The sequence below is a fragment of the Streptomyces sp. NPDC088812 genome (genome assembly GCF_044750285.1).
Taxonomy (GTDB): domain Bacteria; phylum Actinomycetota; class Actinomycetes; order Streptomycetales; family Streptomycetaceae; genus Streptomyces.
On the sequence record NZ_JBIVJP010000004.1, the window covers coordinates 55,048 to 79,414 of the forward strand.

A 24,367-nucleotide genomic window follows, 5' to 3' on the forward strand; every position below is an offset into this window, starting at 1 on the left:
CGGTCAGCACTCGTAGGCGTAGTACGGCTCGTCCCCCGGGTCCAGACCGATGGTCTCGGTCGCGCCGGGGCCGATCTGGATACAGGACGGGTCCCACCCGTCGACCTCGACGCTCGCGGTGATCACGTGGCCGCAGGCGTTGCGGATGTGCGCCCACCACTGGCCGTAGCTGCCGAGCTTGGCGCAGCCCGGCTCCCTGGCCTGTGCGGAGAGGTGGTCCACGGTGGTGGCCGAGGCGGTCCCCATGGCCGCCGGCACGGCGAACAGCGCCGCCGCGACGGCCGTGACGAACGCCGAGCGAAGTCCTGTCATCAGGTGTCCTTTCCCCCAAGGGCGGCGACGGCCGGACCCGCCGCCGCACACCGAGGACACTAAAAGTGATCGGACGGTCACAGAAAGTGCGGACGGGTCTTTTCATTCCCCCGGGTGAAATGCGCCCGTCAAACCTGTCCCGTCGAGAATGTCCGTATCCGTCCGCGCGTTCATTCGGCCGTGGCCAACGCCCGCGCCACCCCCGGCTCCCGGGGGCCGAGGAACCGCGGATCGGGCTCGAACACCACGTCCAGCGCGGCCTTCCCGGCCGCGAGGATCTCCCGGGCTCCCCCGTAGTACCAGGTGACGTCGTGCGCGGCGGCCACGCCGACCCCGTACGACTCGACCCCCGCCGCCCGGCACAGGGCGACGGCCCGGCGGATGTGGAAGTCCTGGCTGATGAGGACCGCGCGGTCCACCCCGAAGATCTTCCGGGCCCGCACACAGGAGTCCCAGGTGTCGAAGCCCGCGTAGTCGCTCACGATGCGCGCGTCCGGCACCCCGTGCTCCGTCAGGTAGGTCCGCATCGCGTCCGGTTCGTCGTAGTCCTCGCGGCTGTTGTCGCCGGTGACGAGCACGACCTCGATCCGCCCCGCGCGGAACAGCTCGGCCGCCGCGTCCAGCCGGTGCGCGAGATACGGCGACGGCTCCCCGTCCCACAGGCCGGCACCGAAGACGACGGCGACCTCGGTGCGCGGCGCGTCGGCCGTGGTGCCCAGCCGGTCCGCCGTGGAGACGTACAGCCAGGTGGCCGGCAGCAGCCCCAGCACGCACGCTCCCATCACGCCCTGCACCAGTCGCCGCCATCCCGTACGGGTGCGCGGCAGCCGCGGTCGGCGTATCTCCATGCGGTGCTCCCCTGCTGCCCGGGCCGGTCCGTTCGCCCCGGCCGCCTCCGACCGGGGAAGACGCACCCGGCGCCCCTCGGGTTCTGCGCGCGGCGCGTCACCCGGGTCACACCCGTGCCGCCCCCCCGCCCCTCGCACCGGCACCTCACATCCACCCCGCCCCCGCGGTGAACCCCCGGAAAATAGTCGTGACGGTCGCGCAACGGGGGTGCAACCTCCCGCCGTGAGGATGGCTCCATGACGGCGTCGCCCACCCTGTACGACGAGTCCGCCCCCCGCCCCGGCAGCCCGCTGACCGGTGGCGCCCACCTCGACAGTACGGCGCACATCATGAACCGGATCAGTGACCAGCTCACCAGCCAGCTCGTCTCCCTCGACGGCCGCCGGCGCCCCGGGGCGCCCGCGCTGGTCGTCGTCGCCCACGGCAGCCGCGACCCGCGCGCCCTGAGCACCGTCCGCACCCTGCTCGACCGCGTCCGCGCACTGCGCCCGGGGCTGCCCGTGCACCTCGGCCACATCGAGCTGAACACCCCCCTGCTCACCGACACGCTCGCCGGCCTGGAGGCCCGCGGCACCCAGGACGCCGTCCTGGTCCCCCTCCTTCTGGCCCGCGGCTACCACGTCAGGCGCGACATTCCCGAGATGGCCGCGAACGCCCCGGTGCGCACCCGGGTGGCGGATCCGCTCGGCCCGCACCCTCTCCTGGTGGACGCCCTGCACACACGCCTGATCGAGGCGGGCTGGAACCCGTCGATGACCTCGGCCGAACGCCGCAGGAGCGCGGTGGTCCTGGCCGCGGCGGGCTCCCGAGACCCCGACTCGGCGGTCGACACCCGCCGCACGGCCAACCTTCTGGCGGCGCGTCTCGGTGTCCCGGTGCTCCCGGCATACGCCTCCACGGCGGCCCCGACGGTTCCGACGGCGATCCGTGCCCTGGTGGCGAGGGGCAGGGACGAAGTGGCGGTGGCTTCCTGTTTCACGGCCCCCGGCCGCTTCGCGACGGAGTGCGCGCAGGCAGCCCCGTGGATCGCCTCGGCTCCTCTGGGCACCCACCCGGCGATGGCCGCCCTGGTGCTCCACCGCTACGACCGTGCGCTCGCCGCGCGAGCAGTCCCGGAACTGGCGAAGGTGTCCGCATAGAACCGTCCAGTCGCGGGAAAACTCCCGTAACTCCTGTACGGACGAGTGCCGCGGGAGTGACGACGGGGGGCACCGTTCCATGGGTTCGTTCACCACCGACGACATACTGATCGTCGTCTGCGTCATCGGAGTCGTCGCACTGGGGCTGATCGTGCTGGGCCTGCGGCGCGGGTCGCTGAAACGCGCCAGCCTGCGGGGCATGGGCGCAAAGGCCGAATTCGAAGGCCACCGGGAGGCCGAACCGCTGCGCGGCCAGACGGTCCAGGCGGACGACCTCAAGGTCACGAAGTCCTCCCTGCGGATGGTGCGGTCGGCGAGGGCGATCTTCAAGAGAACCCGCTTCAAGAAGAGCGTCTTCGAGATCCTGCCGGACGACGGCTCTCCGCTGCGCCGCCCCACGGATCCGCCTCCGCCGCAGGCCGGTGCGGACGGCAGGTAGTGCCCGAGGGATCCGGGCGGACACGGGGGCGGAGAACGGGTGCCTGAGCCAGCAGGACGACACCGGCACATCGATCGTGCCGAACAGCTTCGAAGCGCCGCCCGCGTCACGGGACGCGACGACGGCGCGAACGGGGAACGGCAGGCGATGTTCATCGAAGGGCCGAAGGACATCGGCAAGACGTCCCTGCTCTTCGAGATCTACCAGCGGCACCGGGCGGACGGCGCGTACTACGTCGACCTGGAGTACACCCCGCAGGAGGGGGAGGTCCTGGAGGCACTGGCAGCGCAGGCCCGCCGGCAGGGCGTCGAATCGCCGAGTTACCGGACCACGCGGGACCGGATCGTGGAACAGTCCAGGATCACTCATGCCAGCCTCCACAACGTACGGGCACGCAACTCGACCATCCAGTTGCTGTCCGCGAGCAAGGACCGGGTCCTGGAGACCGCCTCCATGAGCGACGCCCTGCTGGAGAACCTGGTCGCCGGCGCCCGCCGGCCGGTGATCTGTCTCGACGGCTTCGAGGCGTGCGCCAAGCCGATGCGGAACTGGCTCGGCCGGGCTCTGCTGCCCAACCTGCTGTCGCGGCGGGAGGTCAGCGTGTTCGTGGCCGGACAGCACCTTCCGTGGCTGCCGCGGGTGTACAGCGAGTCCGTCCACACCCTGGTGCTGCCGCCGTTCGACGTGTCCGCCGTACAGGAGTGGATCGAGGAACTCGGGCTGGCAGACCTCCGCGACAAGGCCGTGGCGATCCACGAGCGGCACGGCGGAGTGCCGGGACTGCTCGCCGAGTTCTTCGATCAGCACGTCGAGAAGCGCGGGCCCGCCCGTGACCACCAGGACAGCAGGGACGGTTGACGCCATGACGCAGGAACCCGTCGCCCAGGAGGCACTGGCCCGCTTCGACCGTCTGCCCCAGGACGAGGCGCGCCTGATCGAGGCCCTGGTCGTGCACCGCTGGTTCGATGCGGATGTCGTGGCGCACACCGCGGCCGACCTGGGCGTCGGCGTGGCGCCGGAGCGGGTGGCCGACTCCCCGTTCGTCGTGCGCGACCCGGTGCTGTACGGCATGCCCGGTGCCGAACTGCGCTACCGCGTCCGGCCCGTCCTGGCGACGGCGTTGCACGCCCGCATGAGGAACGAGCGCACGCCGGAGTACCGCCGGGCCCACCGGATCGCGGCGGCCTACTACCACCAGGCACTGGACCCCCTGTGCACCGAGCGGCTCACCTGGTACGTCCACGAGGTGCGGCATCTTGCGGTCTGCCGTCCCGAGCAGGCGTCCGAGCGGCTCGCGGCGTTCGCGCACGACGCCCTGATCGCCGGGTACGCCGAGGCCGCGGGTCGGGCCGCCGGCGTGCTGGCCGCCGAATCCACGGTGCCCGAGGACACGTCGCTGGCCGGGATCGTCCAGGCCGTCGCGGAGATCCTGAGCGGGCCCTCGCAGGTCGAGCGTGCCACGGTTCTGGCACTGGCCGACCTCCTCGCCCGCTACGGGACGCACTCCGATCCGGCGGCCGACCGTCTCGTGCGGCTCGCCCGTGACCTCGTCGTCTACTACACGGAGCCACCGGCTCCGGTCACCCCGCTGACCGCGCAGGTGGTCCCCGACGCCACGGCCACGGTCGATCCGCGCGGTATGCCGGTGCTGGGCGGGGACCTGCGGCTGCTGGAGGACCTCGCCCAGCCGTCCAGAAGCATCAAGGTCCGCACCCAGCGGGTGGAGGTGTCGTCCAGCACCCTCGCCCGCCACCAGGTCGTGGCCAAGCTGGCCAGCGGGGACCGGGCCGGGCGGACGATGATCCTCGCGGACCTGTTGCCGGCCGACCACGGTGACCGCCTCGACGCTCTGCGGCTGAGCGAACGCGGAACCGGACGGGTGAACGTGCTCGGTGTGCACGAGACGGTCCGCGCGCTCGCCCACGGAGTCGGCCGCCTGGTGGGCACGGGGGAGGGCCCCGCAGGAACCTCCTCGCGCGCCGAGTTGTCCCGGCGGCTGGGCATCCTGGGGTGGCGAAGCGGCACCGATGAGCTCAACGACCTGCTGCTGCGGACCCGGCAGTCCGACGACGTCGAGGACTTCCTGCAGCAGCGCATCGCGGGGGTGATGCGCTACACGCCCGTGGTGGCCCTGCTCGACGTCTATCCGGGACTGTCCTCCGAGGTGACCTACGACTACCAGGAGAGCTGCACCACGCGGCGGGTCAGCTGGGGACGGGTGGCGGTCTCGCTGACCCTCGTGCTGCCCATGGAGGTACGCAACCGGCTGGAGTTCGTCACGCCGTCCGGTCTCGTGGCCGCCGGCCTGCGGCAACGGTCGGGTCCCGCCATCGAACCGCTGAACCCCGAGGAGTCCGCCCCCGCGGTGCAGCAGTTCGCGGTTCCCGGCCGCCGGCCGCCGGAACGGGGCGAGGACGAGGCGATGGCCCGCATCGAGGTCGACCTGGGTTACCGGCTGACGGACCGGGAGTTCCGGGACGTGCTCGTGACCGCCGCCCTCGGCATGGCGGCATCCGCGTTCGCCCTGCTCCTGACCACGGCCAGCACCACTCTGGTGTCCGTGATCGGTACCATCCTCGCCTCGCTCGGAGTCCTGGTGGACGTCACCCGGGACCGCGCCCCCCACGACGACCACGAGCCGCTCCACGTCTACGCGGGCAGAAGACTCCGCTGGGCCCGGCAGGGCAACGCCGCCCTCGCGATCACCGCTGTGGCCGCGCCCAACGCCCAGAACCTCGCCACGAGCGTGGTCGCCTCCGGGGTGGCGTTCCTGTTCTGCCTGGCCACCTTCCTCGCCGGGACGGCCGTCAGGAGAGCCGCCCGACGGCCGCTGCCCCCGCCGAGACGCGCCGCCCTGTCGGCCTGACTCTGCGGGGACCGCACCGGCGGACACGCAGGATCCGGCACCTCCGCGGGCACCCGGGCGTCACTCCTCCCGCTTACTGTCGGGACATGGAAGGCACCGGTACGACAGAAACCGCACCCCCCACCCCCTACGACCCCGCGTCGGTGGCCCGCTGGGTCCCCGAGCACGACAAGCGTCCGGGCCGCACCGCCTTCCAGCGGGACCGGGCACGCGTACTGCACTCCTCGGCGCTGCGCCGGCTCGCCGGGAAGACCCAGGTCGTCACCCCGGGCTCCGGTGGCCGGACCGGGGACGCCACCCCGCGCACCCGTCTGACCCACTCCCTGGAGTGCGCCCAGGTCGGCCGGGAGCTGGGCGCGGCCCTCGGCTGCGATCCCGACCTCGTCGAGGCGGCCTGTCTCTCCCACGACCTCGGCCATCCCCCCTTCGGCCACAACGGCGAGCAGGTGCTGAACGACCTCGCCCACGACTGCGGCGGCTTCGAGGGCAACGCGCAGTCCCTCCGGCTCCTCACCCGCCTCGAACCGAAACGGTTCATCACCGCGCCCGCGGACCCCGACGACGTCGTCAGCGTCGGCCTCAACCTCACCCGGGCCACGCTCGACGCCGCCGTCAAGTACCCCTGGCCCCGCGGTGCCCACCCCACCGACCCGCACTCCCCCAAGTTCGGCGTCTACGAGGACGACCGTCCCGTCTTCGACTGGGTCCGCGAGACCGCCCCCGGCACCCGCGCCTGCTTCGAGGCCCAGGTCATGGACTGGGCCGACGACGTGGCCTACTCGGTGCACGACGTGGAGGACGGCCTGCACGGCGGCCACATCGACCCCGCCGGCCTGCACGCCGAGCCGGAGCGCCGGGACGTCTTCCGCGTCGCCGCCAGCCGGTACGCGCCCGCCGGCACCGACCCGGCCGAACTGGCCGCCGCCCTCGACCGCCTCCAGGACCAGCCGTGGTGGCCGCACGGCTACGACGGCACGGCCGTCGCCCAGGCCCGGCTGAAGGACGCCACCAGCCAGCTCATCGGCCGCTTCTGCCTCGCCGCCGAGACCGCCACCCGCGCGCGATGGGGGCCCCTCCCAGGCCGTTCGGGCACTGGGGGAGGGCCGGGCCGTCTCACCCGCTACCGCGCCGAGCTCGTCGTACCGCGCGAGACCCGCCTGGAGTGCGCGGTCCTCAAGGCCCTCGCGGACCGGTACGTCATGCAGCGGGCCGAGCAGGCCCGGCTCCGCGCCGACCAGCGGATCGTCATCACGGAACTGGCCGACGCGCTCACCGCCCGCGCCCCCGACGGCCTCGACCCCCAGTTCCGCGCGCTGTTCGACCGGGCGCCCGACGACCGGGCCCGCCAGCGGGTCCTCGTCGACCAGATCGCCTCCCTCACCGACGCCTCGGCGCGCTCCCTGCACGCGAGACTGACGGGGCGCGTGTGACACGTAAGTGACCGTCCATGGCCTGATCGGGTCACGTCCTCTTCCCACCTCACGGTGCGTGCGGGACGCTCGGGTGGCGGCATGCTCAGCGTTCACTGGGGGGACACCCCCCGGACCCCCGTAGGAGGCATCACGTGGTCGACGCGGACCAGACATTCGTCATCGTCGGAGGAGGCCTGGCCGGAGCCAAGGCGGCGGAGACGCTGCGGGCCGAGGGCTTCACCGGCCGCGTGATACTGATCTGCGACGAACGCGACCACCCCTACGAGCGCCCACCGCTCTCCAAGGGCTACCTCCTCGGCAAGGAGTCCCGGGAGAGCCTCTTCGTGCACGAGCCCGCCTGGTACGCGCGCAACGACGTCGAGCTGCACCTCGGCCAGAGCGTCGACGCGATCGACCGCACGGCGAAGACGGTCCGCTACGGCGACGACGGCACCCTCGTCCACTACGACAAGCTGCTGCTGGCCACCGGCGCCGAGCCCCGCCGCCTGGACGTCCCGGGCACCGGCCTGGCCGGCGTCCACCACCTGCGCCGGCTCGCGCACGCCGACCGCCTCAAGGGCGTCCTGGCCGCCCTGGGCCGCGACAACGGCCACCTCGTCATCGCCGGCGCCGGCTGGATCGGCCTGGAGATCGCGGCGGCGGCCCGCGAGTACGGCGCCGAGGTCACCGTCGTCGAACCGGAGCCGACCCCGCTGCACGGCGTGCTCGGCCCCGAGCTCGGCGCCGTCTTCGCCGAGCTGCACCGCGAGCACGGCGTCCGGTTCCACTTCGGCGTCCGCCTGACGGAGATCGTCGGCCAGGACGGCATGGTCCTCGCGGCCCGCACCGACGACGGCGAGGAGCACCCCGCGCACGGCGTCCTCGCCGCGATCGGCGCCGCCCCGCGGACCGCCCTCGCGGAGGCGGCGGGGCTGGAGCTGGCCGACCGCGCCCACGGCGGGGGCGTCGCCGTGGACGAGCGGCTGCGCACCTCCGACCCCGACATCCACGCCGCCGGCGACGTCGCGTCCTTCCCGCACGGCCTGTTCGGCACCACCCTGCGCGTCGAGCACTGGGCCAACGCCCTCAACGGCGGCCCGGCCGCCGCCCGCGCCATGCTCGGCCGGGACCTCACCTACGACCGGGTGCCCTACTTCTTCACCGACCAGTACGACCTCGGCATGGAGTACAGCGGCTGGGCGCCGCCGGGGTCGTACGACGAGGTCGTGATCCGCGGGGACGCGGGCAAGCGGGAGTTCATCGCGTTCTGGCTGAAGGAGGGGCGGGTCCTGGCCGGGATGAACGTGAACGTGTGGGACGTCACAGAACCGATCCAGGCGCTGATCCGCGCGGGCGTTCCCGTCGACACCGAGGCCCTGGCCGACCCCCATGTGCCGTTGGACGGCCTGGGTGCCTGACCGTGCCGCGGCCGGCCCCGGGGATGTCGGTCCGCCCCCGTAGAATTCACGCGTGGCAGGACGGATCAACGACGAGGACGTGAAGGCGGTTCGGGACGCGGTCCCGATCGACGCCGTGGTGTCCGAGTACCTCCAGCTGCGGAACGCGGGCGGCGGCAACCTCAAGGGCCTGTGCCCCTTCCACGACGAGAAGTCGCCGTCCTTCCAGGTCAGCCCCAGCAAGGGACTCTTCCACTGCTTCGGCTGCCAGGAGGGCGGCGACACCATCACGTTCGTGATGAAGGTCGACCACCTCACCTTCTCCGAGGCCGTCGAGCGGCTCGCCGCCCAGGCCGGCATCACCCTGCGCTACGAGGAGGGCGGCTACAACCCCTCCCACCAGCGCGGCGAACGCATCCGCCTGGTCGAGGCCCACAAGATCGCCGCCGAGTGGTACGCGGAACAGCTCGCCACCAGCCCCGAGGCCGACACCGGACGCGTCTTCCTCGCCGACCGCGGCTTCGACCAGGCCGCCGCCGTCCACTTCGGCGTCGGCTACAGCCCCCAGGGCTGGGACCACCTCACCCGCTACCTGCGCGGCAAGGGCTTCACCGACAAGGAACTGCTCCTGTCCGGCCTCGCCCAGGAGGGCCGGCGCGGCCCCATCGACCGCTTCCGCGGCCGGCTGATGTGGCCGATCCGGGACATCGGCGGCGACGTCGTCGGCTTCGGCGCCCGCAAGCTGTACGAGGCCGACACCGGCCCCAAGTACCTCAACACCCCCGACACGGCGATCTACAAGAAGTCGCAGGTCCTCTACGGCATCGACCTCGCGAAGAAGGAGATCGCCAAGGCGTCCCGCGCGGTCGTCGTCGAGGGCTACACCGACGTCATGGCCTGTCACCTCGCCGGCGTCACCACCGCCATCGCCACCTGCGGCACGGCCTTCGGCGGCGACCACATCAAGATCCTGCGCCGGCTGCTGATGGACAACGGCAGCGCGCGGGTCATCTTCACCTTCGACGGCGACGCGGCCGGCCAGAAGGCGGCCCTGCGCGCCTTCGAGGACGACCAGAAGTTCGCCGCCGAGACGTACATCGCCGTCGCGCCCGACGGCATGGACCCCTGCGACCTGCGCCTGGCCAAGGGCGACGACGCGGTCGCCGACCTGGTCCAGCCCCGCACCCCGCTGTTCGAGTTCGCGCTGCGCCAGATCGTCTCCCGCTACGACCTCGACACCCCCGCCGGCCGTGCCGCCGCGCTCGACGAGGCCGCACCCGTCGTCGCCCGCATCAAGAACAGCGGCGCCCAGCACGAGGTCGCCGTGCAGCTCGCCGGCATGCTCGGCATCCTCGACACGCAGTTCGTCGTCAAGCGGGTCGCCCAGCTGGCCCGCTGGGCCCGCGAGCGCGGCGGCAAGGCCCCGGAGCCCGCCCGCGGCGGCCGGGCCCAGGCGTACGAGGCCGCCCCCCGGCCCGCCGCCGGCGGCCCCGCCCTCACCCTGCGCAACCCCGTCTACGCCACCGAACGCGAACTGCTCAAGCTCGCCCTCCAGCGCCCCGAGCTGGTCTCCCCGGCCTTCGACGCGTACGGCGTGGACGAGTTCACCGCCGCCCCCTACGCCGCCGTACGCCAGGCGATCCTCGACGCGGGCGGCGCCGAGTACGGCGTGACGGACGGGCAGGAGTACCTGGTCAGGGTCCGCGACACCGCCCCCGACGACACCGTCCGCGCCATGGTCACCGAGCTGGCCGTGGAGCCGATCATGCGGCGCGCCGTCGACGACGTCTACGCGGGCACGGTGCTGGTCCAGGTCCGCCGCCGCGCCGTCGAACGCCGGGTCCGCGACGTCCAGTCCCAGCTCGCCCGCCTCGCCGCGGGCGGCGACCCGGCCCACCTGGCCGCCGTGCAGAACGAGCTGTGGGTCCTCCAGCAGTACGACCAGGCGCTGCGCGCCCACGGAGCGGCCGCCCTCTAGGCCCGGACCGGACCCTGGACCCGGCCCGGACCCCCGGTGACCGGCACCGTCACCGTCCGGTCACGGACCGCAGGCAAAAAGTCACCGCACGCCCCTCGTGGCGGCGATGTGTCGTACCCCACACTGGGTTCCGGTGCCTGAGTCCTCGGAGCGCGGCCGATCCGTCAGCGGGTCCCACACCCCCGCGGTTCCACCCATCGCGTACGGGACGGACAGCGGCGAGGCCGCCCACTCCGCCCTCGAAGCAGCGCTGCCGCACCTTTCGGCAGCGGACATCCTGGAGGTCGCCCCCGTGCAGACCCGGACCCTCACCCACACCGACACGCGTACCCGCGGCCCGGAACCGGACACCGAGACCGACGTCCTGGTCGCGGTCCCGCCGCAGCACCGTGCCGTGCACCACCCGGAGACGGCGCCGGACGCCGGAACGGAGGCCGGCGCGGTGCCCGAGTCCGACACGGAGCCGGAGGAGCCGCCCGCCGAGGCGCTGCGTGAGGCCCCCGAGCCCGACAGGGCGTCCGTCCCCAGGACGGACGGGACGGCCGGACCGTCCTCGGACCTGTTCCGCCAGTACCTGCGGGAGATCGGCCGGATTCCGCTGCTCACCGCCGCCGAGGAGGTCGAACTCGCCTGCCGCGTCGAGGCCGGCCTGTTCGCCGAGGAGAAGCTGGGCACCACCCCCGACCTGGACAGCGAGCTCGCCCTCGACCTCGACCGGCTGGTCGTCATGGGCCGCATGGCCAAGCGCCGCCTCATCGAGGCCAACCTGCGCCTGGTGGTGTCGGTGGCGAAACGGTACGTCGGCCGCGGCCTGACCATGCTCGACCTGGTCCAGGAGGGCAACCTGGGCCTGATCCGGGCGGTCGAGAAGTTCGACTACGCCCGCGGCTACAAGTTCTCCACGTACGCCACCTGGTGGATCCGTCAGGCCATGTCCCGGGCGCTGGCCGACCAGGCCCGCACCATCCGCGTCCCGGTCCACGTGGTCGAGCTGATCAACCGGGTCGTCCGCGTCCAGCGCCGCATGCTCCAGGAACGCGGCTACGAGCCGACCGCCGCCGAGGTCGCCGCCCACCTGGACCTGCCGCCGGAGCGCGTCGGCGAGGTCCTCCGCCTCGCCCAGGAACCGGTCTCCCTGCACGCCCCGGTCGGCGAGGAGGACGACGTGGCCCTCGGCGACCTCATCGAGGACGGCGACGCGGCGAGCCCCGTCGAGTCGGCGGCGTTCCTGCTGCTCAGGGAGCACCTGGAGGCCGTCCTGTCGACGCTCGGGGAACGCGAGCGCAAGGTCGTCCAGCTCCGCTACGGCCTGGCCGACGGCCGCCCGCGCACCCTGGAGGAGATCGGCCGCATCTTCGGTGTGACGAGGGAGCGGATACGGCAGATCGAGTCCAAGACCCTCAGCAGGCTCAGGGACCACGCCTTCGCGGACCAGCTGAGGGGCTACCTGGATTAGGGATCAGGGCGGCCGCGGGCCGGTGGGGGCTGGTCGCGCAGTTCCCCGCGCCCCTGAGCGGGACCGGTCGTCGCCGGCCGCAAGCCGCCCCGGGCGCGGGAGGGCGGGAGGGTGGGCGCGCGGCGGCGCCCACGTGTCGCCGGCAGGCGCGCCCACCCCTTCCCGGTCCCGCGCCGGGCGGCCCGTCAGTCGACCTCGGCCACCGCCTCCGCGAACTGCGCCGTGTACAGCCGGGCGTAGGCCCCGTCCGCCGCCAGCAGGTCGGTGTGCGCCCCCTGCTCCACGATCGACCCGTTCTCCATGACGAGGATGGTGTCGGCGTCCCGGATCGTCGACAGCCGGTGCGCGATCACGAACGACGTCCGCCCGTGCGCCAGCTTCGCCATCGCCTTCTGGATCAGCACCTCGGTCCGTGTGTCGACGGAACTCGTCGCCTCGTCCAGGACCAGGATCACCGGGTCGGACAGGAACGCCCGCGCGATGGTGATCAGCTGCTTCTCACCGGCGCTGACCCCGCTGCCCTCGTCGTCGATCACGGTGTCGTAGCCGTCGGGCAGGGTGCGGACGAACCGGTCGGCGTGCGCCGCCCGTGCCGCCTCCTCGATCTCGCCCCGGCCGACCTCCCGCGACGCCCCGTAGGCGATGTTCTCCGCGATGGTGCCGCCGAACAGCCAGGTGTCCTGGAGCACCATGCCGATCCCGGCGCGCAGCTCGTCCCGGGACATCCGCGCGATGTCGACGCCGTCGAGGGTGATGCGCCCGCCGGACACGTCGTAGAACCGCATCAGCAGGTTGACCAGGGTGGTCTTGCCCGCCCCCGTGGGGCCGACGATCGCCACCGTGTGGCCGGGCTCCACCACCAGCGACAGGTCCTCGATCAGCGGCTTGTCGGGGTCGTAGCGGAACGAGACGTGCTCCAGCGCCACCCGCCCGCGCAGTTCCTCGGGCCGTACGCCCGCCACCGGGTCGGGCTGCTGCTCCTCCGCGTCCAGCAGCTCGAAGATCCGCTCGGCGGAGGCGACGCCCGACTGCACCAGGTTCGCCATCGACGCGACCTGCGTCAGCGGCATCGAGAACTGGCGCGAGTACTGGATGAACGCCTGCACGTCACCGATGGACAGCGAGCCGGACGCGACCCGCAGACCGCCGACGACGGCCACCAGCACGTAGTTGAGGTTCGACACGAACATCATCAGCGGCTGCATGATCCCGCTGTTGAACTGCGCCCTGAACCCGGCCTCGTACAGCGCGTCGTTCTGCTCGGCGAACTGCCGCGCCGACTCCTCCTGCCGGCCGAACACCTTCACCAGCGTGTGGCCGGTGTACATCTCCTCGATGTGTGCGTTCAGCTTGCCGGTGGAGCGCCACTGCTGCACGAAGTGCGGCTGCGACCGCTTGCCCACCTTCGCGGCGACGAGCGCCGACAGCGGCACGGTGACCAGCGCGACCAGCGCGAGGATCCACGACACCCAGAACATCATCGCCAGCACCCCGACGATGGTCAGAGCTGAGTTGACGAGCTGGCCCATCGACTGCTGGAGGGTCTGCCCGATGTTGTCGATGTCGTTGGTCGCCCGGGACAGCACCTCGCCGCGCTGCCGCTTGTCGAAGTACGACAGCGGCAGCCGCGACAGCTTCGTCTGCACGTCCTCCCGCATCCGGTACATCGTCCGGTTCACGGCCCGGTTGACCAGCCGGGTCGCCACCGCCATCAGCAGACCGGCGACGAGGAACACCCCGAGGGCGAACAGCAGCACATGGCCGACGGCCCCGAAGTCGATGCCCTGGCCCGGGGTGAAGTCCGTGCTCCTGAGCATGTCGGCGACCTGGCCCTCGCCGCGCTGCCGCATCGCGTCGAGGACCTGCTCCTTGCTTGCCCCCTCCGGCATCTGACGCCCGATGATGCCGGAGAAGACCAGGTCGGTGGCCTCGCCGAGGATCTTCGGCCCCACGACGTTCAGCCCGACGCTCACCACCACGCAGAGCAGCATCACGTAGAGGGTGAGCCGTTCCGGCTGGAACCGGGCGAGCAGCCGCCGCCCGGACACCTTGAAGTCCAGCGACTGGCTGTCGGGGCCGGTGCCGGCCATCATGCGCCCCATGGGCCCGGCCATCAGGCGGCCTCCGCTTCCGTCAGCTGGGAGAGCACGATCTCCCGGTAGGTCTCGTTGTCCGCCATCAGCTCGCGGTGCGTGCCGGTGCCGACGACCCGGCCCTCGTCGAGGACGACGATCCGGTCGGCGTCGCGGATGGTCGCCACCCGCTGGGCGACGATGACGACGGTCGCCTCGGCGGTCTCCCGCCCGAGTGCCGCGCGCAGGGCCGCGTCGGTGGCGTAGTCGAGCGCCGAGAAGGAGTCGTCGAAGAGGTAGATCTCCGGGCGCTGCACGAGGGTGCGGGCGATGGCGAGCCGCTGCCGCTGACCACCGGAGACGTTCGTCCCCCCTTGGGCGATGGGGGCGTCGAGCCCGCCGTCGAGCCCGCGCACGAACGCCTCGGCCTGCGCCACCTCCAGCGCGTGCCACAGCTCCTCGTCACTGGCGTCGGGATTGCCGTAGCGGAGGTTGGTGGCGACGGTCCCCGCGAACAGGTACGGCTTCTGCGGTACGAGTCCGACGGTCCGCGCCAGCACCTCCGGGTCGATGTCGGCCACCGGCACCCCGTCGACGAGGACCTCGCCGTCGGTGGCGTCGAACAGCCGCGGCACCAGCCCGAGCAGCGTGGACTTGCCGCTGCCGGTGGAGCCGATCACGGCGGTCGTCTCACCGGGGCGCGCGACCAGGTCGACGGCCTTCAGCACGGGCTCCTCGGCACCCGGGTAGCGGAAGCCCGCGTCCCGGATCTCCAGGTGACCGTGCCGGCGCAGCTCGCGCACCGGTGCCACCGGCGGCACCACGCTCGACCGGGTGTCCAGGACCTCCTGGAGGCGCTCGGCGCACACCTCCGCGCGCGGCACCATCATGAACATGAAGGTGGCCATCATCACGGACATGACGATCTGCATGAGGTAGGCGAGGAAGGCGGTCAGATCACCGATCTCCATGCCGCCGCTGTCGATGCGGTGGGCACCGAACCAGACCACGGCGATCGACGACACGTTCACCGTCGTCATGACCACCGGGAACATCAGCGCGAGCAGGTTGCCGGTCTTCAGCGCGATGTCGGTGAGGTCGGCGTTGGCCTTCCGGAAGCGCTGCTCCTCGTACTCGTCGCGGACGAACGCGCGGATCACTCGGTTGCCGGTGATCTGCTCGCGCAGCACCCGGTTGACCGTGTCGAGCCGGGTCTGCATGGACCGGAACAGCGGCCGCAGCCGCCGCACGATCAGCGTCACGCAGATGCCCAGCACGGGCACCACGGCGACCAGGACGCCGGAGAGCGGCACGTCCAGGCCGAGCGCCATGACGATGCCGCCCACACACATGATGGGCGCCGACACCATCAGGGTGAACGTCATCAGCGCCAGCATCTGGATCTGCTGGACGTCGTTGGTGGTCCGCGTGATCAGCGAGGGCGCGCCGAACTGGCTCACCTCGCGGGCGGAGAAGGACTGCACCCGGTCGAAGACGGCGGCCCGGAGGTCCCGGCCGAGCGCCGACGCCGTTCGCGCGCCGTAGTACACGGCGCCGATGTTGCACACGACCTGCGCCAGCGAGATGCCGATCATCAGGCCGCCGTAGGACAGGATGTATCCGGTGTCGCCGTTGACGACGCCGGTGTCGATGATGTCGGCGTTCAGCGTGGGCAGGTAGAGGGTGGCGCAGGTCTGCAGGAATTGCAGCAGGACCAGCAGGACGATGGGTTTTCGGTAGGGCCTGAGACAGGTCCGCAGAAGTCGTATGAGCACGCTACGTCTCTCGGAGTCGGCGGTGGGGGCGTTGGTTGCCCGTGGCCCCCATCGTGGAACACTCCACCCGCGTTACCTCAACCGAATTAAGCCGGGGCAGCGTGCTATGGCGTGTCTTCCGGACGACAGGGCCTACGCGCCGGGCGAGCGGAGCGCGCCCGGGTGCGTCTGCTCGCGCACCGACACGTACTGCTGCCGCACCGCCTGACCGACGGCCAGTTCCTCGCCCGGGTCCCGGACCTGTGCCGCCGGGCCCTGCCAGGCCGGCGGCGTCCGCGGATCGAGGGTGCCCTGCGACACGCCGAGCGCCCAGGCGGCCTGCCGCGCCGCCCCGATCGCCGCGTAGTCGGCGGGCTGCGGTACGACGACCTGCGCGCCGAACAGCGCGGGCGCCGCCGCCTGCATCGCAGGCAGTTCGGCCGCCGCGCCGAGCAGGAAGATCCGCCGGACCTCCACGCCCCGCCCGCGCAGCACGTCGAGCGCGTCCGCGAGCCCGCACAGCATGCCCTCGAAGGCGGCCCGCGCGAAGTGCTCCGGCTTCATCGACTCCCGTCGCAGCCCCGCCAGCGTGCCGGCCGTGTGCGGCAGGTTCGGTGTGCGCTCGCCCTCCAGGTAGGGCAGCAGCACCAGCCCGTGCGACCCGGGCGTCGACTTCATCGCCAGGTCGGACAGGGTCTCCAGATCCGGCACCCCGAGCAGCTCGGCGGCCCCCCGCAGGGTCCGCACGGCGTTCAGGGTGGTGACGACCGGCAGATGCATGCCCGTCGCGTCCGCCAGGGAGGTGATCATCCCGCTCTGGTCGACGAGCGCCTCGGGGTGCACGGCCATGACGGACCCGGAGGCCCCGAGGGAGACCACCGCGTCGCCCAGTCCGATGCCGAGCCCGAGCGCGGCCGCCATGGTCTCGCCGGTCCCGGCGGAGATCAGCAGGCCCTCCGGGGTGGTGCCGGCCGCGTCCGAGGGGCCGATCACCTCGGGCAGCATGACCTGGTGGCCGAGCGCCAGCTCGACCAGATCGGGCCGGTAGCCGCCGGTCGCGGCCGACCAGTACCCCGTCCCGGAGGCCCCGCCCCGGTCGGTGGTCCGCCGCACGGGCCGCCCGAGCAGCTGCCACACCAGCCAGTCGTGGGCCTGCAGCAGCACGGCCGTGCGCAGCGCCGCGTCGGGCTCGTTCTTCGCCAGCCACCGCAGCTTGGTCACCGGCTGCGCGGCCTGCGGCACACATCCCACCGCCTGCGCCCACGGCTCGCGCCCGCCGAGCGCGTCGACCAGGTCGGCCGCCGCGACCTGCGCCCGCTTGTCGCCGCCGACCATCGCCGGCCGGACGGTGGTGCCCTGCGCGTCCAGCGGCACGACCGCGTTCTGCTGCGAGGACACACCGATGGCCTGCACGCCTTCGAGCAGTCCGCCGCCGGCCGCCTCCCCGAGGGAGAGCAGCCAGGCCTGGGGGTCGACATCGCTGGGCCGGCCGCCGCCCTCGGCACTGTCGACCGGGTGCGGCGCATATCCCTGCCGCAGCACGGCCCCCGTGTCCGTGTCGCAGACGACGATACGAGTGAAATCGGGCGAACTGTCCAACCCGGCGACTATCCCCATGGCGAAAATTCTGCCGTACCGCGGGGGGTGGCCGTGTCGGCTCCGGTGTCCCTAGGTGTTGCTGGTGCCCCAGTCGTCCGCCCCGTCGCTCTGGGCGGAGCGTTCCCGCAGGGACCGCACCCGGTCCGCGACCGAGTCGGGCATCCGGTCCCCGACCTTGTCACTCACCACGTGGTAGGCCCTGCCCGCGAACTGACGGCCCTGCTGCGCCGCCGTCTCCGCCGTGTTGCGCACGGCGGGGTTCTGCGAGATCCGCCGGGCGGATTTCTTCAGCTGCTCGTAGCGCTCCCGCCCGGCCTTCGTGCCCAGCACGTAACCCAGGGCGAGTCCGACGACGAATGTGAGCCGGTAGCGCATGACGGCCACCCTTCCCTCGTGTAGGTCACTTGGCGCGGCAATCGGTGTCGGGGGGAACCGATTGGCGGAGCACCCCCCTGCTTGCGCTAATGTATGTGTCGCAGCGAGCGTCCGCCCCCTGGCGAATACCCAGGTAGGTGCGTTCGATGCAACGAGGCATTCCTCCGTAGCTCAATTGGCAGAGCAGCCGGCTGTTAACCGGCAGGTTACTGGTTCGAGTCCAGTCGGGGGAGCTCGGTCCTCCGTAGCTCAATTGGCAGAGCAGCCGGCTGTTAACCGGCAGGTTACTGGTTCGAGTCCAGTCGGGGGAGCATCGTGATCGAGGACCCCGTAGGGGTCCTTTTTCATGTGGGTCACGCCGAGGGGGAACCACGCAGGTCGTGGTGGGGTCCTCAAGGTCGTGCGACGTCGGACCAGACGGAGCGTGAGATCGTATGAGCGGCTATGCTGCGGCAGACGGCGCGCACACATGTACGCGACACGCCGCTATGGGGCGGTAGCTCAGCCGGTTAGAGCAGCGGACTCATAATCCGCCGGCCGTGGGTTCGAGTCCCACCCGCCCCACCATCATCCTGCGACCTGCGGAAACGTTCCGTGAGGGTTCTGGAGCACCACCGTGCTCGACCGTCACCGGTACGACCTCGGCCCCATGACGGACACACGACGCCGGCCTCGGTGTCGGCGGCGCCGGAACGGGGTGTCCCAGCGTTGTTCGCGCCGGTACTGCGCGGCCCGTGCCTTCAGGTACTCGGCGTGCACGGCTGCGATGCGCCGGGCGTAGGCAATCCAGAGCGCCGGTCTCACCGGCCCGGCCGGCCAGGATCGCCCGTGCCGCGACCGAGCCGGTGGCCGGCGCGGTGACGATGCCCCCGGGCGGCCAGGGGATCGGTCGCGGTGGCGGCGTTTCGCCGTCACGATCCGCCCACCACCGGGCAGGGGAGCGGTGTACCACCAGCCCCAGGGGGCGGACTCCGCCGGCGAGGCCCGCTCCGGCTCCGCCGACCCGTCGTCGGCGGCCCCAGCAGCCCGGCGACCGCGTCCAGATGGTCGCAGCGGACCAGCGCCGCCCCGGCCCGGCGGGCCGGCCGCGCCGCCCGGCCGGTGGCGTCGACGGGATACCCGGCCTCCAGCACGCTGCCGTCCCCCGTGGTGACCTGCCGACGGTCCGGCCGCCGTTGGACGCCGCGGACGCGCCCGGCATGCCGGCGCGGGCACCACCGACCCGGGCCGCCTCCAGGAGGGCGGCGTCGAACCGGGCCCGGTCCAGGTGCCGGCCGTCGCCGTACGGCCCGGACCGAAAGCCCGCGACCCTGAACGCGTCCTCGCCCCAAGCGGCCAGGTTGCCGTGACAGGGCGTGTGCCCGTCGGCGGCGACACGGTCGGGGTGCATGTCGCTCCCGGTGAGAGGGCCCGGTGCACGGGGGTCAGTGGGCGTGCATCTCGGTGGCCAGATCCCCTTCTTCTTCGTAGAACTCCCGCTCCACCGCCAGCCGCAGATCGATGCCGGCCGGTCCGCCGTCCAGGAACCTCACGGTCACCTGGTCGCTCTCGTGCAGCCTGTCCTCCGGACGGTCCGCCCTTCCGGCGATCTCCAGCCGAGGGCCCTTCCGCAGCAGGTCGTCGGTGAGCACATCGCCCGCGCCGCCCGGGACCTGCCGCACCGCGACATGGTGGTCGAAGTCCGGGGCCCTGGTGATCCAGTGCCCGAGGAAGAGCTCGTTCCCCTTCCCGTAGGCCAGGTAGTTCAGCGCCCCGGGCCGGGGGGCGTCGTGAACGAAGCGCCGGAAATGGACGACGCGTTGCACGTCGACGGTCACCGGGTCGAGGATGGGGGTGCCGCCCCGCTCGAAATGACCTCGGAACAACGTTCCGGTGAACGAGGTGAGCTTGGGCTCCTGGCCCTCCGGGGCGACGAGATCGGAGAGGCGGAACCGCTCGGGGGCCAGGGTGTAGACAGCCGTCCCCGTGGTCCGCCGGTCGTCGACGTAGAGCTGCCGCGCGTCACCTGCCGCGCTCCTCAGGGTGACTTCGAGGACGTTCTGAACGGCGTGGGGAACCATGAACATACCCATGTGGGACAGATAGACCGTCTCCTCGCCCATCACCACCATTCCGTGGGTGGCTCTCGGTTCGACGTCCGGCATCGGGACCATCTCCGTTGCGACAGCTCATCCGTCGTTCCCGCGCGGGGACTTGATCCTCCGTCCCTTCAGGTTTTCACGTGGTGCGGAAGTCCGCCATTCAGGTCACGTCGTGCCCGTCGGAGCGATGCGCGTGGTGCTCGCGCCCTTTCACCCGCTCGTGTTGCCGGCGGCCTCCGTGCGTGCGTCACTGGCCGTAGGACGCCGCATCCGAGGAGGCTCGGACGGACATGTCGGACCCCGCGCGCATCGACGTGCACCAGCACCTGGTCCCACCGGACCGCGGCCGGGCGATGGCCGAGCGGGCCGCGGCCCTGGGATGGCCCGCTCCCGCGTGGGACGTCCAGGGCGCGATCGCGGTCATGGACCGCAGGTCCATCGCCACCGGCCTGCTGTCCTTCCCCGCCCCCCTCGCCGCCCCGGACGACTCCGCCGGAGCGCGCGCCGGCGCCCGGAGCGTGAACGACTACACCGCCGAGGTCGTCAAGGACCGGCCCGATCGCTTCGGTCACTTCGCCGTCCTCCCCCTGCCCGACGTGGACGCCGCGCTCGCCGAGGCCGCCCGTGCGCTGGACGAGTTGGCCGCCGACGGACTGACGGTCCTGTCCAGCGTGCACGGCCGTTACCTCGGCGACCCGGCGTTCGAGCCGCTCTGGGCCGAGCTGGACGCCCGTGCCGCGGTCGTCCTCGTCCACCCCACGGCGCCGCCGGTCGCGCCGGTCCCCGGACTGCCCGGCCCCCTGGTGGACTTCCCCTACGACACGGCCCGCACGGCCCTGCACCTGGCGCTGAACGGTGTGCCGGGGCGGTACCCCCGAATCAGGATGATCCTCCCCCACGCCGGCGGCTTCCTGCCGTACGCCGCCCACCGCTTCGCGGTCGCCGCCCGGTTCCGCCCCGACTCCACCCCCGACGGCCTGCTGAGCGACCTCCGGCGCTTCTACTTCGACACCGCCCTCTCCGCCGGCCCGGCCGCCCTGCCCTCACTGCTCGCCTTCGCCGCACCCGAACACGTCCTGTACGGCAGCGACTTCCCCATGCTCCCCGAGGAGTGGGGCACCGGCTTCGACAGCGGGCTGGACGAGTACCCGCACTGGGAACCCGGCCGGCTCCACGCCGTCAACCGCGGCAACGCCGAACTCCTCGTCCCTCGGCTGGTCCGGTCGTGACGCGGTGGGGCGGTCGCCGGGTCCGGCGCCGTCCAGGAGACCGACGGGCGATGCTCAGGGCCGTTGCCCGGGGACCGCCAGTTGGAGCAGGACGGATCTGCGGCCCGCTGTGAGGTAGCCGCGGCCGGGAGGCGCGGTCACGTACTGGTCGGGTTCGAGGGTGATGCCGTGGGCCACGGCTGTGGAGCGGCCGGCGGGGGTGAGCAGGATCAGGTGTCCCGTGGCCATGACCGTGTTCACGTGGCGGGTGAGGGGGCTGGGGAAGCCGGTGAGGACCGGGGTGGCGTCGAGCGGCTTCTCCGGCGCAGTGGTGTGGACGCGTCGGTCGAGCCCGACCGGACGGGATAGCGGGGGCGCGCCCCGGCCGTCTTGGAAGCCGGGCCTCAGCCACTGCCGTACGCACTGGCGCGCGCTGTGCAGGCGGGACTTGACCGTGCCGAGGGGCAGGCCGGTGCGGTCGGCGATCTCGGCGTACTCCATCTGGCAGATGTCCCGGTAGACCAGTGGCGCGACCAGTGCGGGATGGTCCTGTTCCAGGCGTTCGAGCGCCTCCAGGAGGTCGATGCGCGAGCCCGCGATCACGCTCGTGGTGCGCGGGTCCGCCCGGTGGGTCTCCTCCGCCGGCAGCGGCTGCTCGGCGGACCGCCGCTTCAGCTCGCGGTACTTCTGGCGGGCGCAGTTGGCGACCACGGTGTGCAGCCAGGTGCTGAACCGGCTGCGCCGCTCGAACGTGGTGATCTTGCGGGCCACCTGGAGCAGCACGTCCTGCGCGGCCTCCTCGGCGTCCTCGCGGCAGGGCAGGAACCGCCCGCAGCGCCGGAGCACCTCCGGCCGGATCGCCTGGAGCAGGGCGTCCAGGGCCTGCCGGTCGCCTGCCGCCGCACGCGCGGCGAGGGTCTCGGTGTCGGCGGCGAGCAGCACGGATGACTCCCTGGTGACTGTGGTGGCGGTACCGGTACGGATGTCGTGGTGGCGCGGGTCGGCGGTCGCCTCGCCGGTTCCGGCGGTCAGCTCTCTTCCCCGCCGTCGGACGGGGCCGACGAGGGCACGAACGGGACGACGGGGCTTCCCTTTCGGTGCCCCTCCCGGCCCGCGGTGCCCTCGTCGGCCGCGGGGTGTCCTAGAGTCGTCGACGGGGCTGCGGGCCCGGCCGGGGGAGGCCCGGCCGGAGAGCTGCGTGCGGGGCGGCGGCACGGGGCTGCCGGGTCGGCATCAGTGCCCCGTGTGGGCGGACCAGATGGCCTGGTCCTGGTAGATGATGTTGACGTTGCCGTCGGCGCCAAGACAGAGGATCGCCCCGTCGTGGCCCTGGGTCCCGGTGTGCCAGAGCGGCGTGCCGTTCCCGTCGGACACGACGAGGTTGCCGTCGCCCTGGAAGTAGGCCCTGTTGCCGCTGCCCGAGGTGCCGGACGACCACCGGGCGCGGTCGTCCTCGTCGTAGATCACCAGGTCTCCGTCGTTCTGCATCACCATCCGGGTCCGGTTGGTGCTCCAGGCGGCGCCGGACCCGAGCGCCTGGTCGGGCTGGACGCACAGGGTCGTCCACTCCGGTGTGGCGGACGGGGTGGCGGAGGCCGGCGCCGACGGGGCGGCCGCTGCCGCCGCCACGGTCTGTGTGTCGCCCGCGGTCCGGACGCTCTCCGTCCTGTCGGCGGCGGGTGCCGTCGAACGGGCGGACCGCGAGGCGCTCGGTGCGGCGGACGTGGGGCCGGCGGAGCCCGGTGGAGGCCGCCAGGACGGACGGGGTGACCGAGGTGTACCCCGCCGGTTTCCGGTCGCCCGTCCGCGGCAGGGCGCCCGGGGAGTGCCCCGCGCCGTCGACGACGAACCAGCCGGCCGCCAGGCCGGCCGCTGTCACGGCCGCCCCGGCGCCGAGCAGGAGCGCGGCCCGCGGCACGGGCACGCTCACCGACTGCGAGGCGTTCGAGAACACCGGCGACGGCATCCTGCTGCACACCGCGGAGCGCGTCGTCCTCAGGAACTGCGCCGCCTTCGAGAACGGCGGCAGCGGCCTGCGGCGCACCGTGGTGAGTGAGAGCACGCTGCCGGAGCAGCTGGTCAGCCGGTCCAACGGAGCGGAGGACGCGCACGGGGATACGCGGGAGGCGACGGGGGCCCCGCACCCCGGAACCCCCATGCCGCACCGGCGGATCCGGCCCGGCGGCCCACCGCGGACGGCGACCGCGACCGTGCCGGAGACGCGGACGCCGGCGCGGGCGCGAGTGCGGACGCGGACGAGCCCGGGCAGGGCGGGCAGGGCGGGCAGGGCGGCCGGCCGCGGAAGCGGTCCCGGACCTCGCCCCTGGCCGAACTCGAGTCGCTGATCGGCCTCGACTCGGTCAAGCGCGAGGTCAAGACCCTGGTGAGCCTCAACCAGATGGCGCGGCGCCGCACCGAGATGGAGGTGCTGCGGTACGGGCACATCGTGGAGGTGGCCCGTCAGGACCTGGTCGCGCAGGTCATCGGCGGTACGGCGATCAAGACGACGGAGGCGTTCGAGAAGGCCCGCGGCGGGGTGCTGTTCATCGACGAGGCGTACACCCTCACCTCGCAGTCGGACGGGGGCGGCGGCGCGGACTTCGGCCGGGAGGCCGTGGACACGCTGGTGAAGCTGATGGAGGACCACCGCGACGACGTGGTGGTGATCGTGGCCGGGTACACCGAGGAGATGGACGGCTTCCTGGCCTCCAACCCGGGACTGTCCTCCCGGTTCTCGCACCGCGTCGAGTTCGCCGACTACGCGCCCGACGACCTGGTCGTCATCGTGGAACGGCAGGCCGAGGCGAGCGGCTACACCTGCGGGCCGGGACTGCCGGACCGGCTGCGCGAGCACTTCGCGTCGATGGAACGCGACCACTCCTTCGGCAACGCCCGCCACGCCCGCTAGGTCTTCGAGCCGCTGGTCACCCGTCAGGCGTTCCGGCTGAGCGCGTCGGCCGCCCCGACCCTCGACGAACTGCGGCTGCTGCTCGTCGAGGACCTGACCGTCTGACCCGACCCGGCTCGGGACCGGTGCGGGACCGGTGCGGGACCGGTTGAGGACCGGTTCCGAACTCTTTCCGATCCGTTCCGAACTTTTTCCTCGGTCGCCCCATCGAACCACGGTGGCCGGCCCGACCGGCCGACCACCGTGTTCCGTTCCTCCTCCGCAGGCCTCCACACGACCGTGCGGCAGGAGCCGGCCAGACTGAGGACGATGACATGAGCAAGCCCCGTGTAGCCGTGCACGCCGCCGACCCGATCACCCAGGTCGGTCTGGCGTCCTGCCTGGAGCGCAGGCCGCACATCGTGCCGGCGGCGATGGAGGAGGCCGACGCCGTGGTGGTGGCGGTCGAGACCGCGGACGCCGCCACGCTCGACATCCTGCGCGGCCTGCCTGCGCCGGAGCGGGCCCGGTTCATCCTGGTGG

The 24,367-nt window shown here is 72.5% G+C and carries 18 protein-coding genes, 3 tRNA genes and 2 pseudogenes; 14 read left to right on the forward strand and 9 right to left on the reverse strand.

All coding sequences use genetic code 11. The features are described from left to right. Nucleotides 1–3: 3 nt before the first annotated feature. Nucleotides 4–312, reverse strand: a complete 309-nt coding sequence (locus ACIP67_RS08575; protein ID WP_401689425.1) for a hypothetical protein — start codon at nucleotides 310–312, stop codon at nucleotides 4–6. 170 nt (nucleotides 313–482) lie between these two features. Further along, a complete protein-coding gene (locus ACIP67_RS08580; RefSeq protein ID WP_401689428.1) occupies nucleotides 483–1,160 on the reverse strand; it encodes a vancomycin high temperature exclusion protein in 678 nt (225 codons plus the stop codon). Between the two features lie 237 nt (nucleotides 1,161–1,397). Here ACIP67_RS08580 and ACIP67_RS08585 point away from each other — a divergent pair, with 237 nt between their 5' ends. From ACIP67_RS08585 to ACIP67_RS08620, 8 genes are all read left to right on the forward strand, one after another. Next, nucleotides 1,398–2,300, forward strand: a complete 903-nt coding sequence (locus tag ACIP67_RS08585; RefSeq protein ID WP_401689431.1) for a sirohydrochlorin chelatase — start codon at nucleotides 1,398–1,400, stop codon at nucleotides 2,298–2,300. Nucleotides 2,301–2,379: 79 nt separating this feature from the next. Then, nucleotides 2,380–2,739: a hypothetical protein gene (locus ACIP67_RS08590; RefSeq protein WP_401689434.1), complete on the forward strand. Its 360-nt coding sequence runs from the start codon at nucleotides 2,380–2,382 to the stop codon at nucleotides 2,737–2,739. A gap of 39 nt (nucleotides 2,740–2,778) precedes the next feature. Further along, complete coding sequence (locus ACIP67_RS08595; RefSeq protein WP_401689437.1) at nucleotides 2,779–3,597, forward strand: hypothetical protein; 819 nt, start codon at nucleotides 2,779–2,781, stop codon at nucleotides 3,595–3,597. 4 nt (nucleotides 3,598–3,601) lie between these two features. After that, nucleotides 3,602–5,605 carry a hypothetical protein gene (locus tag ACIP67_RS08600; RefSeq protein WP_401689440.1) on the forward strand — a complete coding sequence of 668 codons (2,004 nt, stop codon included), beginning with the start codon at nucleotides 3,602–3,604 and terminating at the stop codon, nucleotides 5,603–5,605. Between the two features lie 86 nt (nucleotides 5,606–5,691). Next, complete coding sequence (locus ACIP67_RS08605) at nucleotides 5,692–7,035, forward strand: deoxyguanosinetriphosphate triphosphohydrolase (RefSeq protein ID WP_401689443.1); 1,344 nt, start codon at nucleotides 5,692–5,694, stop codon at nucleotides 7,033–7,035. 134 nt (nucleotides 7,036–7,169) lie between these two features. Then, nucleotides 7,170–8,435: an NAD(P)/FAD-dependent oxidoreductase gene (locus ACIP67_RS08610; RefSeq protein ID WP_401689446.1), complete on the forward strand. Its 1,266-nt coding sequence runs from the start codon at nucleotides 7,170–7,172 to the stop codon at nucleotides 8,433–8,435. 52 nt (nucleotides 8,436–8,487) lie between these two features. Further along, the gene (dnaG, locus tag ACIP67_RS08615; RefSeq protein WP_401689449.1) at nucleotides 8,488–10,392 is read left to right on the forward strand and encodes a DNA primase; all 1,905 of its coding nucleotides are present in this window, start codon (nucleotides 8,488–8,490) and stop codon (nucleotides 10,390–10,392) included. Nucleotides 10,393–10,525: 133 nt separating this feature from the next. Continuing rightward, a complete protein-coding gene (locus ACIP67_RS08620; protein WP_401689452.1) occupies nucleotides 10,526–11,848 on the forward strand; it encodes an RNA polymerase sigma factor in 1,323 nt (440 codons plus the stop codon). A gap of 185 nt (nucleotides 11,849–12,033) precedes the next feature. On the opposite strand, the gene ACIP67_RS08625 is transcribed toward ACIP67_RS08620, so the two are convergent. From ACIP67_RS08625 to ACIP67_RS08640, 4 genes are all read right to left on the reverse strand, one after another. Beyond that, nucleotides 12,034–13,962 (reverse strand): ABC transporter ATP-binding protein, encoded by a 1,929-nt coding sequence (locus tag ACIP67_RS08625; protein WP_401689455.1) that lies wholly within the window; start codon nucleotides 13,960–13,962, stop codon nucleotides 12,034–12,036. Continuing rightward, the gene (locus ACIP67_RS08630) at nucleotides 13,962–15,695 is read right to left on the reverse strand and encodes an ABC transporter ATP-binding protein (RefSeq protein ID WP_401689458.1); all 1,734 of its coding nucleotides are present in this window, start codon (nucleotides 15,693–15,695) and stop codon (nucleotides 13,962–13,964) included. Before ACIP67_RS08630 ends, ACIP67_RS08625 begins: the two co-directional genes overlap by 1 nt. 132 nt (nucleotides 15,696–15,827) lie before the next feature. Next, a complete protein-coding gene (locus ACIP67_RS08635) occupies nucleotides 15,828–17,291 on the reverse strand; it encodes an FGGY-family carbohydrate kinase (protein WP_401689461.1) in 1,464 nt (487 codons plus the stop codon). 51 nt (nucleotides 17,292–17,342) lie between these two features. Next, complete coding sequence (locus ACIP67_RS08640; protein WP_385069805.1) at nucleotides 17,343–17,648, reverse strand: YtxH domain-containing protein; 306 nt, start codon at nucleotides 17,646–17,648, stop codon at nucleotides 17,343–17,345. A 160-nt stretch (nucleotides 17,649–17,808) separates the two neighbouring features. Here ACIP67_RS08640 and ACIP67_RS08645 point away from each other — a divergent pair. The 3 genes from ACIP67_RS08645 (at nucleotide 17,809) to ACIP67_RS08655 (ending at nucleotide 18,215) form a co-directional block, all read left to right on the forward strand. Further along, nucleotides 17,809–17,881 (forward strand) — tRNA-Asn (locus ACIP67_RS08645). A 5-nt stretch (nucleotides 17,882–17,886) separates the two neighbouring features. Next, a tRNA-Asn gene (locus ACIP67_RS08650) sits at nucleotides 17,887–17,959 on the forward strand. 179 nt (nucleotides 17,960–18,138) lie between these two features. Continuing rightward, nucleotides 18,139–18,215, forward strand: a tRNA-Ile gene (locus ACIP67_RS08655). 857 nt (nucleotides 18,216–19,072) lie between these two features. On the opposite strand, the gene ACIP67_RS08660 is transcribed toward ACIP67_RS08655, so the two are convergent. Next, nucleotides 19,073–19,792: a hypothetical protein gene (locus tag ACIP67_RS08660; RefSeq protein WP_401689464.1), complete on the reverse strand. Its 720-nt coding sequence runs from the start codon at nucleotides 19,790–19,792 to the stop codon at nucleotides 19,073–19,075. A 227-nt stretch (nucleotides 19,793–20,019) separates the two neighbouring features. Between ACIP67_RS08660 and ACIP67_RS08665 the strand changes: the two genes are divergently transcribed. Beyond that, on the forward strand, nucleotides 20,020–20,958 hold the full coding sequence (locus tag ACIP67_RS08665; protein WP_401689467.1) for an amidohydrolase family protein: 939 nt from the start codon (nucleotides 20,020–20,022) through the stop codon (nucleotides 20,956–20,958). A 384-nt stretch (nucleotides 20,959–21,342) separates the two neighbouring features. On the opposite strand, the pseudogene ACIP67_RS08670 reads toward ACIP67_RS08665, so the two are convergent. Both ACIP67_RS08670 and ACIP67_RS08675 read right to left on the reverse strand, forming a co-directional pair. Continuing rightward, a pseudogene (locus ACIP67_RS08670) lies at nucleotides 21,343–21,879 on the reverse strand (RNA polymerase sigma factor); the annotation flags it as partial. 291 nt (nucleotides 21,880–22,170) lie between these two features. After that, nucleotides 22,171–22,566, reverse strand: coding sequence for a hypothetical protein (locus ACIP67_RS08675; RefSeq protein WP_401689470.1), 396 nt, complete (start codon nucleotides 22,564–22,566; stop codon nucleotides 22,171–22,173). 137 nt (nucleotides 22,567–22,703) lie between these two features. On the opposite strand from ACIP67_RS08675, the gene ACIP67_RS08680 reads away from it, so the two are divergent. Beyond that, nucleotides 22,704–23,282 (forward strand): right-handed parallel beta-helix repeat-containing protein, encoded by a 579-nt coding sequence (locus ACIP67_RS08680; protein ID WP_401689473.1) that lies wholly within the window; start codon nucleotides 22,704–22,706, stop codon nucleotides 23,280–23,282. Then, nucleotides 23,258–23,950, forward strand: a pseudogene (locus ACIP67_RS08685) (AAA family ATPase); the annotation flags it as partial. The gene ACIP67_RS08680 and the pseudogene ACIP67_RS08685, both read left to right, overlap by 25 nt. Nucleotides 23,951–24,367 lie beyond the last annotated feature (417 nt).